Genomic DNA, 12,703 nt, shown 5'->3' with positions numbered 1-12,703 from the left:
TTCCTTGATATTAGTCGTTTGCTGTTCCTTTAGTTGCTGCGATAACTTCTTCAGATATGTTTGAAGGTGTTTGATCGTAGTGAGAGAATTCCATAGTTGATGTAGCACGACCAGATGATAATGTTCTTAATGTAGTTACATAACCAAACATTTCAGATAATGGTACTGTTGCTTTTACAACTTTAGCTCCTGCTCTATCAGACATATCACTTACTTGACCACGACGACGGTTAAGGTCACCTACGATATCACCCATATTTTCTTCTGGAGTAATAACTTCAAGCTTCATAATTGGCTCAAGGATAACAGAACCTGCACCTTTAGACGCAGCTTTATAACCCATTTTTGCAGCCAACTCAAAAGAAAGTTGATCAGAATCCACAGGGTGGAAAGATCCATCTTTAAGTGTTACTTTTAAAGTATCCATTTGGAAACCAGCTAGTGGTCCAGACTTCATTGCTTCAGTAAATCCTTTTTGTACAGATGGTATGAATTCCTTAGGAATACGACCACCTTTAATTTGATCTACAAACTGTAAGCCTTCGCCTTCAAAATCTGAATCTACAGGACCCATTTCAAAAACAATGTCAGCAAATTTACCACGACCACCAGATTGCTTCTTATAAACCTCTCTGTGCTCGTTAGCTCTTGTAACAGCTTCTTTGTACTCTACCTGAGGCTGACCTTGACTTACTTCTACTTTAAATTCTCTTTTAAGACGATCTACAATAATATCTAGGTGTAACTCTCCCATTCCAGAAATAACAGTTTGACCTGAAGCCTCATCTGTTCTTACTTGGAATGTTGGATCCTCTTCAGCTAATTTAGCTAAAGCCATACCTAATTTATCAACATCTGCCTTAGTTTTAGGCTCAACCGCGATACCAATTACAGGATCTGGAAAGTCCATAGATTCTAAAACGATAGGCGCATCTTCTGCAGATAACGTATCACCTGTTTTAATATCTTTAAATCCTACAGCCGCTCCAATATCTCCAGCTTCGATAAAATCGATTGCGTTTTGCTTATTAGAGTGCATCTGATATATTCTAGAAATACGTTCTTTTTTACCAGAACGGTTATTCAATACATAAGAACCAGCATCTAAACGTCCTGAATAAGAACGGAAGAATGCTAAACGTCCTACGAAAGGATCTGTAGCAATCTTAAATGCTAAAGCAGCAAATGGCGCCTTAACATCTGGCTTACGAAGTTCTTCTTTTTCTGTATCTGGATTTACTCCTACAATACCTTCCTTATCTACTGGAGAAGGCAAGTAACGACATACACCATCTAACAAGAACTGTACACCTTTATTCTTAAATGCAGAACCACATATCATTGGTATGATAGCCATATCCATTACCGCTTCACGCAATGCTGCGTGAACCTCATCTTCTGTAATAGAGTCTTCATCTTCGAAGAATTTCTCCATTAACTCCTCATCATACTCAGCAACAGCTTCAATTAGCTCAGCTCTGTATTTTTTTACCTCTTCTTTCATATCCTCAGGAATCTCAATCTCATCGAAAGTAGCTCCTTGAGTTTCATCGTGCCATACAATTGCTTTGTTAGACACTAAATCTACAATACCTTTAAAGTCCATCTCTTCACCAATTGGCAATACAATTGGCACAGCGTTAGACTTTAACATATCACGAACTTGTTGACAAACTGCCAAGAAGTTAGATCCTTGACGGTCCATTTTATTAACAAACCCAATACGTGGTACTTTGTAGTTATCTGCTAATCTCCAGTTAGTTTCAGATTGTGGCTCTACACCATCAACTGCTGAAAAAAGGAACACCAAACCATCAAGAACTCTTAATGAACGGTTTACCTCTACTGTAAAGTCTACGTGACCTGGAGTATCAATAATATTAAAGTGATAAGGCTTTGTATCTGGAAGATCTTGCCCTTGATGTCTTGGAAAATTCCAAGTACATGTTGTAGCAGCAGATGTAATGGTAATACCACGCTCCTGCTCTTGCTCCATCCAGTCCATTGTAGCAGCACCATCATGTACTTCTCCAATTTTATGACTTACACCTGTATAAAAAAGAACACGCTCTGTTGTTGTTGTTTTACCAGCATCAATATGAGCAGCAATTCCTATATTTCTTGTATATTTTAAATCTCTTTGTGCCATTTTGGTTTTTTAGAATCTAAAGTGAGAGAATGCTTTGTTTGCTTCCGCCATTTTGTGAGTGTCTGTTCGCTTTTTAACGGCAGCACCTTCTTCTTTTGCAGCTGCAAGAATTTCTGCAGCAAGCTTATTGGCCATAGATTTTTCATTACGCTTACGAGCGAAAGATATTAACCACTTCATTGCAGTTGACACCTTACGGTCTGGACGTATTTGCATTGGTATCTGAAATGTAGCACCACCAACACGACGACTTCTCACTTCTACGTGAGGCATCACATTTGATAACGCTTCTTTCCATACTTCTAAAGCAGATTTTTCGTCATCCTGCTTTTTTTCCTCTACTACCTCCATTGCGTCGTAGAAAATCTTAAACGCTACAGATTTTTTACCATCCCACATCATCATGTTAACGAAACGAGTCACTAACTGATCATTAAATTTTGGATCTGGTAAAAGAGGTCTCTTTTTTGCCTGTCTTTTTCTCATGTCTTCTCTTTAAAAAAAGTTTTTTGTTTTACTTCTTTGGGCGTTTTGCACCATACTTAGATCGACGTTGCGTTCTTCCTGCGACACCTGCGGTATCTAAGGCTCCACGAACAATGTGGTATCTAACTCCTGGCAAATCTTTTACCCTTCCACCTCTTACCAATACTATCGAGTGCTCTTGAAGATTGTGACCCTCACCTGGAATGTATGCGTTTACTTCCTTACCATTAGTCAAACGTACACGCGCTACTTTACGCATTGCAGAGTTTGGTTTCTTTGGTGTAGTTGTGTAAACACGCGTACATACTCCACGTCTCTGAGGACACGAATCTAAAGCAGCCGATTTACTCTTCTTGGTAATTTTGGCTCTTCCTTTTCGTACTAATTGTGAAATTGTTGGCATATTATTCTATACACTAATTATTAAAAATAAAATATCCCTATTTTTAGGGTTGGCAAATGTAGTACTATTTTTCAGTAAATCAAACGATAAGACATTAATTTTCTTCAGCAGTTTTAAAAAGCTTTCACAACTCGCATAAATTACCTTATAATAACGTTATTTATATTCAGAAAATAAATCAGCATTGAAGAGAATAGTTTTTATTGTCCTTAATTTATACCTACTAAATTTTAGTAATGTTTTTTCACAAGATCTAAAACTTCAAATTAAAGTTGAGGATACTTTAAATTTGAAACATTTAGACAACTCATTAGCACTAAAAAGATTCAAAAACTTTTCAAGGCTTTCTTCATCATTTGACTCTATTTTCAACAATCTTCAAAATAAAGGATTTATAAATCTGAAGGCAACCCCTATACAAAAGGTTAACGACAGTATTTTTGAAAGCACTTTAAACTTAGGAAAACAGGTAGATTCAATATTTATTGATATTCCACAATCCACATTCACCCTGAAACAACTAAAATCTGTAGACCCAAATGCCAAAGAGTCAAGAATAAAAATACCTATAAGCAAAACGCAAAGCATACTAAACTATCTAAATAATTTACAAGCAAACTCTGAATCTCCATTTAGCTCACTAAGCTTAAAAAACATAAAAATTAACAAAACATCACTTTATGCAGATTTAAGTTTAGAAAGTACTAAACAAAGAACTATTGATAAGATAATTATAAATGGTTATGAAAAATTTCCTAATTCATTTATAAGGTATGGCGCAAGACTAAAAATTAAACAACCTTTTAATAGAGAAACATTAAAGCGAAAATCTAAACAGTTAGACAATTTAAGTTTTGCGACCACTAAAAAAGATCCTGAAATTCTATTCACTAAAGATTCCACAAGTGTCTATTTATACATAGAGAAGAAAAAATCTAATTCATTTGATGGCTTTTTAGGCTTTTCAAATAATGCAGAAACCGGCAATCTTGAATTTAATGGGTACCTAGATTTAAATCTTACTAATAATTTAGATTTTGGAGAATCTCTTAATCTAACCTATAAGTCTGACGGAAGAGAACAAGTTCAATTTAAATCTGGCATTAACCTTCCATATTTATTCAAGACACCAGTGGGTTTATTGCTAGACCTTGAAATATTTAAGAGAGATTCTACGTTTGTTACTGTTGACCAAAATGCGCGACTAAATTATCAAATCACCAACAACTCTAATATTTATTTAGGCTACAAAGGAACAACATCCAGCAACCTTGAAGAGGAACCAATTGCAGGCACCACCATTGTAGACTACACTTCTAACTACGTAGATTTTGGAGGTAAAACAGAACAACTTTCGTCCAACAAGCTATTCCCGACTACATTTCACGTTAGCCTAAACAGTTTAGTGGGGAAAAGATCTACCGAATTGCTAGAGGACACCCAAGTTAGAGGCTCTATTAATTCTCAATACAATTATCAACTTAGTGACAGAAGTTATTTGTTTGCAAAAAACTACGCTTCAATACTATTAACAGAAAACTACATAACAAATGAACTGTTTAGGTTTGGAGGCATTCAATCAATTAGAGGATTTGAAGAAAATAGTATAGATGCATCTCTTTTAAATTCATTTCAGTCTGAATTTCGCTATATCTTATCTCCAAATCTTTATACGCACTCTGTGTTAGATTATGCATATTATGAAAATGATGTGTTAGGCATAAAGCAGCAACTCGTGAGTATTGGTTTTGGTTTAGGGCTTTATACCAATTCGGGTTTATTAAAAGTTGTTTTTGCCAATGGAAAAACAAGCGATCAGTCATTTAAATTCGACAACACGAAAGTACACCTAAGCTTTTTTACAAAATTTTAACCAACAAATGTTAAAATATGTTAAAAGCGAATAATAGTGTTCATAAACATTGCAATTATTAGGTTTATTGCTGAGTTTCGTGCCGGCTAATTCAAATAAATTATAAGATGAAAACAAAGTTTAGTGGAATTTTAACGCTAATCCTAGCGTTTGTCGTGCAATTTTCTTTTGCACAGGACAAAACCGTAACAGGTGTGGTTACAGATAATTCTGGCTTACCACTACCAGGTGTTACAATTATTGTAAAAGGGACCTCTAATGGAACCCAAACCGATTTTGATGGAAATTATTCTATCAACGCAAGCGAAACAAGTACTTTAGTGTACTCTTTTATTGGTTTTAAAACACAAGAACAGCTTGTAGGAAGCAAAACCAACATTAACGTTACCCTTGCAGAAAGCACAGCAGAGCTAGACGAAGTAGTAGTTGTAGCATTTGGACAACAAAATAAGCGTAAGCTTATACAAAGTGTTTCTGTGGTAGACGAAGAGGCTTTAAGAGACATTCCCGCAAATTCTCCTCAAGAATTGATTCAAGGTCAGGCAGCTGGTGTACAAGTAGTACAATCTTCTGGTGTTCTTGGAGCTGCTCCAACAATTAAAATTCGTGGTGTTGCATCAGTTTCATCTGGAGCTAGACCTTTATTTGTTGTAGATGGTGTACCATTAAATGACACAGACCTTACATCAAACCAAGGTGCGAACCAAGGACTTAACCCTTTAGCAAACATAAACCCTAATGATATTGCATCTATCTCAGTACTAAAAGATGCTTCGGCAACTGCTGTATACGGATCAAGAGGATCTAATGGTGTTGTATTAATTACAACTAAGACTGGTAAGAAAGGGCAAGATACTAGAGTAACATTAAATATGAATACTGCTTTCAGCGAATCTACAGACACATTTGATATGATGACTGCAGACGAGTTTAGACAATATGCAGTTGATGCAGGTTACTTCTCAGGAGTGACTTCTCCAGACGACTTACCTCAAGGTGATTTTGATTGGGTAGATGGTGTTACAAGAACTGGAATCTCTAAAAATATAGATGCCTCTGTAAGTGGTGGTAGTGAAAAAACTTCATTCTTTATTAGTACAAACTTTAAAAATGAAGAAGGATTTATTATTGGAAACGGACTTAAAAGAACTGCTGGTCGTATAAACATTAACCACGAAGCTAATGATTGGTTGGATGTAGGTGCAAACATTGGTGTAAGTTTAAACGAATTTGACAGAGTAGGTGCAGAGAACAGCACGTTTGCTCCACTTACATCTGCTTATTTAATAAGACCTTGGGTTGAACCAAGAGATGAAAATGGACAGTTTGTAAACACTGGTTTTATTGCAAACACAATAGCAATTGAATCTTTAGACATCAACAAATCTGATCAATCAAGATTAACAGGTAACTTTTTCGCAACTGCCGGAATTACAGATTACTTAAGTTTTACTTCAAAATTTGGTGTAGATAGAGTTTTAATTGAGGAGCAGCAACGTTCTTTTGAGATTAACACTCCTGGTGGATTCGCTTCAAATAGTTACGCTCAAGACAATAGAGTACTATTAACTAACTCTTTAAACTTTGACAAAACGTTTAATGACGTACACTCTGTAGGAGCTGTAGTAGGTATATCTTATGAAGAAAACAAAATTAGAACATCTACAGTAGCTGGTACAGGCTTTGTTAGTGATGCAAGTATAAACGTAGTTTCTGCTGCAGAAAAAACAACTACTACATCTGGTGCAACAGAAAACAGATTAGTAGGTTATTTTGGTAGAGTAAACTATGCTTACGACAACAAATATGTATTAGAAGGGTCTTTAAGAAGAGATGGATCTTCTCGATTTGGAGCTAATGAGCAGTTTGGTACATTCTACTCAGTAGCCGGTGGATGGAACATCTCTGAAGAAGCATTTTTAGAAGATGTTGATTGGTTAAACAACCTAAAGCTTAGAGCAAGTTATGGTACAACAGGTAATGACAGAATTGGTAACTTTAGCTCTTTAGCATTATACCAAGGTGGTGTAATTGGTCAATATAATGGTTCTGCTGGTTTAGCACCAGATTCACCTGGAAACCCAGATTTAAGATGGGAAGAGTCTAAATCTTACGACTTAGGTTTTGCAACATCTTTGTTTAACAATAGAATATCTTTAACTGTTGATTACTACAACAAAGTAACATCAGACCTTATATTAAACGTACCATTATCAGTTGCTGCTTTCCCAGGACAAAATTCAAGACCAGAAAACATTGGTGAGATTGAAAACACTGGATTTGATATCAGCTTAACTACTGATAACGTTAGAAATGACAACTTTACATGGACAACTAGTATAAATGTTGGTATTAATGAAAATAAAGTTAATTCATTACCAGGTGCTGCAGTAGATGACCAAGGCAGAGAATTTGTTGCTGGATCTGCATCTCAAAGAGCAATTGTAGGTGAGTCTGTAAACACATTTTATTTAATAAGATATGTTGGTGTTAACCCACAAACTGGAGATGCTGAATGGTTAGATAGAGATGGGAACGTTACAACTACACCAACTGCAAGTGATAGAGTTGTTGTAGGAGATGCAAACCCAGATTTTGTTGGTGGTATTACAAATACCTTTAGATACAAAAACTTCGATCTTAACTTATTAGCAAACTTTAGTGTTGGTAATGATATTTATATTGACGGTTTAAGGTTTACTGATAATGCAGCTTCAGGAAGTTTCAACAACAGAAGAGCGTTATTAGACGTTTGGCAACAACCAGGTGACAATGCATATGTACCTGCTTTTGACAGCCCAACATTCTCTACATTCGATCAGAGATCAACATTACAGTTAAGAGATGGTTCTTATTTTAGAATGAAAAATGTAACTCTAGGATACTCTATCCCAGAAACATTTATGGAAAAAATTGGTTTAGTAAAAAGCGTGAGACTTTATGCAACAGCTACTAACCTATTTACTATAAAAGCAGACAACTTAGAAGGTATTGATCCTGAAGTTACAGACACAAGCTCTGCTTTAGGACAAGGTGAAACATTTTTTACACCACCTCAGTCTAAGTCATTCTTATTCGGAGCAACACTAACATTTTAATTGAAAAAAGAAAAGACATGAAAACATATAAATATTTATTTATTCTAATCACAGCTTTAGCATTTACAAGCTGCGAAGATGAATTGAATGTACTTCCTGAAGATGACCAGTCTACAGAACAAGTATTTTCAAGTGAAGCAGGTGCTCAAGGAGCATTAGTTGGTGTATACAGTTTTGCACAACAAGACGATGTTCTTAATGGTACATCTACATTAGCTACAGAGTGGCAAGCAGATAATGTTGATTTTGTAGGCTCATTCCCAACATTTAACGACATAAGAACATACGAAACACAAGCAGACAACACTTCAATATTTGCCATTTATGATGACAACTATGAGGTTATTGGTGCAGCAAACAACGTAATTGCATTCGTTCCTACAATCGAAGATGAAAACTTCACAGAAGAAGAACGTGCTCAAGTGATTGCTGAAGCTAAATTTATGCGTGCTTTAGTATACTTTAAATTAGTTAATTTATTTGGTCAGCCATTACAAGTTGGTGGCGGAACTACATTAGCTGTTCCTTTAGTTACTGAACCATTCTCAATTTCTGGAGAAGCAAATCCTCCAAGAAATACAGTTAATGACATACACGCACAAATTGAGCAGGATTTAACAGAAGCTATACCGTCATTAACAAATGCAGACAACTCAAGAGCTACTACTGGTGCTGCGCAATTGTTATTAGCGCGTCTTTATTTATACCAAGAGCGTTTTGGCGAAGCAGCAACTTTAGCAAATGATGCTATTAGTAACGATGAGTTTGTATTAGCTACAAATTATACATTCTACAATACGCAATCAACTGAGTTCTTTTTCACACTAGTTAACACACCTGCAGATGGTCAAGATAGTGGCCAAGGTTTTTCAGGGTTAACAAATCCGGCTCCAGCTGGTCGTGGTGATGCTCCTTTTAGTGATAATTTAATTGAAGCATACCAAGAAGAAGCTGGTGATTTAAGATTCACATTAACTCAAACAGGTACATCTGCTTCAGGTGAAGACAGATTATTTACAAGTAAATTTCCTGATGGGAACACAAACTCAGATAATGCACCTGTATTAAGAGTTACTGAAGCTTATTTAACAAGAGCTGAAGCAAACTTTAGAAACGGAAGTACTATTGGTGCTGCTCCACTTGATGATATCAATGACTTAAGAGACAGAGCAAATTTACCACCACTAGGTGCTTTAACACTAGACCAGATCTTAAATGAAAGACGTAAAGAATTAGCATTTGAAGGACAACGTAGAATGGATCTTTTAAGAAACGGTTTAAACTTGAGACGTCCAGGCATGCCTAATGAAGCTGAGTCTGCACCAGGTCAAAACAAGACTATTTTACCTATTCCAGCAAGAGAAGTTGACTTAAGCGGATTAGAGCAAAATCCAGGTTATTAACAAAACCTTTTTAAAGTAAAATTAACGCCACCTTAAAAGGGTGGCGTTTTTTATTACACAAAATTCATTGAAACCACTTATAAACTGAAAGATTGGTAAAGCTTAATCTAAATTTTAAAAAATTAATATTTTCCTAATATATATTGCATATTTAAGTTTTTATTAGCACTTTTGGCGTTGGCTAATTCAAATAAATTATAAAATGAGAACAAAATTTAGTGGAATTTTAACGCTATTCTTAGCGTTTATGGTGCAAATGACCTTTGCACAATCAAAGACGATTACCGGTACGGTAACCGATGGTAGCGGCTTACCGCTTCCAGGTGTAAACGTCATTATTCAAGGTACTTCAAATGGTACTCAAACAGACTTTGATGGTAATTATTCTATCTCAGCGTCTACAGGAGACATTTTAGTATTTTCTTACATTGGTTTTACTACACAAAATCAAACTGTAGGAGCAAGTAACACAGTTAATGTTAAACTTGAAGCTGGTGAGGAACTGGACGAAGTTGTTGTAACTGCCTTAGGTATTAAGCGTAAGCAGGATGAGATTACAACTGCTAACCAGGTTGTGAAGAGTGAAGAACTTACTCAAGCACAAAACCCTAACGTTGCTCAAGGTCTTGCTGGTAAAGTATCTGGTCTTCAGATTAATACTACAAACAGTGGTGTAAACCAAAATGTACGTATTAACTTGAGAGGTAACAGATCTTTAACTGGTGACAACCAAGCTTTAATTGTAATTGATGGTGTAATTTCTTCATCTCAAGTACTTACTGCTTTAGATCCTAACATTATCGAGGATATTAACATTATTAAAGGTGCAAACGGTGCTGCACTTTACGGTTCTAGAGGTTCTAACGGTGTATTTATCGTTACAACTAAAAAAGGATCTGGTGGAGACAAGCTTACTGTAGCAGTAAACTCTGCAACTTCTTTTGAAGAAATCGCTTACATCCCACAACGTCAGACTAGATATGGTCAAGGTTGGAATGGAGAGCACGTAAACTACGAGAATGGTGGTTGGGGACCAGAATTTGATGGTTCATTACAACCAGTTGGTCTTCCTCAAGAAGATGGTTCTTACAGATTTTTCCCTTATGTATCTTTAGGGGATAACATTAGTGAATTTTTCCAAACAGGACGTACATTCCAAAACACTGTATCTTTAAGTGCTGGTAACTTAGAAGATGGTTATGTATTCTTATCTGCTAACAAGACAGACACAGAATTCGTAATTGCAGATGACGTTTCAGAAAGAAACACATTCAACTTTAAAGGTGGTAAGAAAATTGGAAACTGGACATTAGAAGGTAATGCTACTTATTTAACTAGCAAAACTACACAGTCAACAGGTACTCTTTACTTAGAGTTACTTCAAACTGCAACTAACATTCCAGTACAGGAATTTTCTGAGCCTAATAACGCTACACACTGGACATCTTACTACAGATCTCCATATTGGATTAGAGATAACGAAAGAACAACAGACAGATACGATATCTTTAGTGGTATTGCTAACGTAAGCTACCAATTTAACGATCATATTAGTATTGGTTACAACGCTAACATCAGAACTCGTCAAAGAAGTGGTTTAAGCTACGTAAACGGTGATGTTGATACTGTTAATGTTGGTGGTGGAGATTACACTACTATCTCTAGCTTTGATACTTATGCAGATACACAGAGAAACTATTACGGTGATTTAATCATTAACTTTAATGATTATAACATTACTGATGATATTACTTTTAGTGCTAACATCGGTCAGAACTTACAGGATAACTTATTTACTCAATCTACAAATGGTGGAGATAACTTAACAATTCCTGGTTTCTACAATGTAGATAACATTACTGGAACACCAAGAGTATCTAACACTATATTAAGATCTCGTCGTATGGGTCTTTTTGCAAACTTAGATTTTGGATATAAAGATTTCTTATTCTTAAACGTTACAGGTCGTAATGACTACGTATCTACATTAGATAAAGAGAACAATTCATTCTTTTACCCAAGTGCTGGTATATCTTTCATTCCTACTAAAGCATTCCCAAGCTTAAAAGGTGATGTATTAAACTTTGCTAAGATTGCAGTTAGTGCTGTAAAAGTTGGTAACGACGGTAGTATTGGAGCTTATGAAACAGTACCTGTTTTCGAACAAGCTGCTAACTATCCTTACGGAACGTTAAACTCTTTCAGACAAGATAGAACTATTACAGACCCATTATTAGAGCCTGAATTTGTAACGTCTTATGAAGGTAACTTAAACTTAGGTTTCTTTAAAGATAGATTAACTTTTGACGGTTCTTACTATTTCTCTAAAAACACAAACCAAATTGCTAATACATCTACGTCTTCAGCATCTGGTATTAGTTCTTCGAGAATTAACATTGGTGAGACTGAAACAAGAGGTTTTGAAATTGACTTAGGATTTACACCTATCAAAACTGAAAACTTCCGTTGGGATGCTAGAATTTCTTATTCTACAAACGAGACAAAAGTTATCAAGATTAGTGATGATACAGATGAGATTGCATTACAATCTTTCCCAAACAATGCTAACCCAGTTGGTGTATTTGCTGTTGTTGGAGAAACATTCCCTACTATTAAAGGAACATCTTACTTAAGAGACCCTCAAGGTAGAGTATTGATTGATCCTACTACTGGTACTCCTAGAGTATCTTCAGATCTTACTAACTTAGGTACTTCAAACCCTGATTATATCATTGGTTTAAATACTTCTTTTGAATATAAAGGTTTCCGTTTAGCAGGTGTATTTGATTACAGAACTGGTCACCAATTCTGGTCAGGTGCTAAATCTTGGTTATCTTGGTCTGGTCACTTAATCGAAAGTGCTGAAAACGGACGTGGTGGATTTATCTACCCTAACTCTGCTATTGAAACTTCTCCAGGTGTATTCGAAGAAAACACTAACGTAATTACAGGTGGGACAACGTATTCTAACTACTTAAACTACTTCTCTAACGATTACTACACAGTAACTGAGAACTTTGTTTTAGATGCGACAGCTTTCAAAGTAAGAGAACTTTCATTAACTTATACTTTACCACAAGATTATTTAGCTAAAACACCACTTACTGCTGTAACTGTAGGTGTAAATGCTAGAAATCCATTTACTGTGTTACCAAAAGAAAACAGAGGTTACAACGACCCTGAAACTTCTAACACAACTGGTAACGGTCAAGGTTTAGCGGCTATCAACCAATACCCAGTAACAAGATCTTACGGTCTTAACCTTAACATTAAGTTTTAAACATATATCAT

At 35.7% G+C, this 12,703-nt stretch carries 7 protein-coding genes; 4 read left to right on the top strand and 3 right to left on the bottom strand.

Going from position 1 to position 12,703, the window contains the following annotated elements; genetic code table 11:
- Positions 1-10: 10 nt before the first annotated feature.
- From fusA to rpsL, 3 genes are read right to left on the bottom strand one after another with little or no spacing between them, the layout of a single operon-like run.
- Positions 11-2,149 (bottom strand): elongation factor G, encoded by a 2,139-nt coding sequence (gene fusA / locus CL818_RS03590; RefSeq protein ID WP_013186904.1) that lies wholly within the window; start codon positions 2,147-2,149, stop codon positions 11-13.
- Between the two features lie 9 nt (positions 2,150-2,158).
- A complete protein-coding gene (gene rpsG / locus CL818_RS03585; RefSeq protein WP_013186903.1) occupies positions 2,159-2,635 on the bottom strand; it encodes a 30S ribosomal protein S7 in 477 nt (158 codons plus the stop codon).
- A gap of 28 nt (positions 2,636-2,663) precedes the next feature.
- Positions 2,664-3,038 carry a 30S ribosomal protein S12 gene (gene rpsL, locus CL818_RS03580; protein ID WP_006795815.1) on the bottom strand — a complete coding sequence of 125 codons (375 nt, stop codon included), beginning with the start codon at positions 3,036-3,038 and terminating at the stop codon, positions 2,664-2,666.
- Between the two features lie 289 nt (positions 3,039-3,327).
- Between rpsL and CL818_RS03575 the strand changes: the two genes are divergently transcribed.
- From CL818_RS03575 to CL818_RS03560, 4 genes are all read left to right on the top strand, one after another.
- Positions 3,328-4,911, top strand: a complete 1,584-nt coding sequence (locus CL818_RS03575; RefSeq protein WP_272973397.1) for a BamA/TamA family outer membrane protein — start codon at positions 3,328-3,330, stop codon at positions 4,909-4,911.
- Positions 4,912-5,018: 107 nt separating this feature from the next.
- Positions 5,019-8,009, top strand: coding sequence for a SusC/RagA family TonB-linked outer membrane protein (locus CL818_RS03570; RefSeq protein WP_272973396.1), 2,991 nt, complete (start codon positions 5,019-5,021; stop codon positions 8,007-8,009).
- Between the two features lie 17 nt (positions 8,010-8,026).
- Entirely contained in the window at positions 8,027-9,412 is a 1,386-nt protein-coding gene (locus tag CL818_RS03565; RefSeq protein ID WP_272973395.1) for a RagB/SusD family nutrient uptake outer membrane protein, read from the top strand.
- 202 nt (positions 9,413-9,614) lie between these two features.
- Entirely contained in the window at positions 9,615-12,692 is a 3,078-nt protein-coding gene (locus CL818_RS03560; RefSeq protein WP_219359717.1) for a SusC/RagA family TonB-linked outer membrane protein, read from the top strand.
- The last annotated feature ends 11 nt before the right edge of the window (positions 12,693-12,703 follow it).

The sequence above is a fragment of the Croceibacter sp. genome (assembly GCF_002716225.1).
Classification (GTDB): Bacteria; Bacteroidota; Bacteroidia; order Flavobacteriales; family Flavobacteriaceae; genus Croceibacter; species Croceibacter atlanticus.
The sequence above is the reverse complement of the archived record's forward strand: the minus strand, read 5'-3'. Positions and strand labels throughout refer to the sequence as shown.

Bases quoted from the DNA above. Each gene is read 5' to 3' on its own strand.
- CL818_RS03570 (WP_272973396.1), top strand. From the start codon at position 5,019: ATGAAAACAAAGTTTAGTGGAATTTTAACGCTAATCCTAGCGTTTGTC.
- fusA (WP_013186904.1), bottom strand. From the start codon at position 2,149: ATGGCACAAAGAGATTTAAAATATACAAGAAATATAGGAATTGCTGCT.
- CL818_RS03565 (WP_272973395.1), top strand. From the start codon at position 8,027: ATGAAAACATATAAATATTTATTTATTCTAATCACAGCTTTAGCATTT.
- rpsL (WP_006795815.1), bottom strand. From the start codon at position 3,038: ATGCCAACAATTTCACAATTAGTACGAAAAGGAAGAGCCAAAATTACC.
- rpsG (WP_013186903.1), bottom strand. From the start codon at position 2,635: ATGAGAAAAAGACAGGCAAAAAAGAGACCTCTTTTACCAGATCCAAAA.
- CL818_RS03560 (WP_219359717.1), top strand. From the start codon at position 9,615: ATGAGAACAAAATTTAGTGGAATTTTAACGCTATTCTTAGCGTTTATG.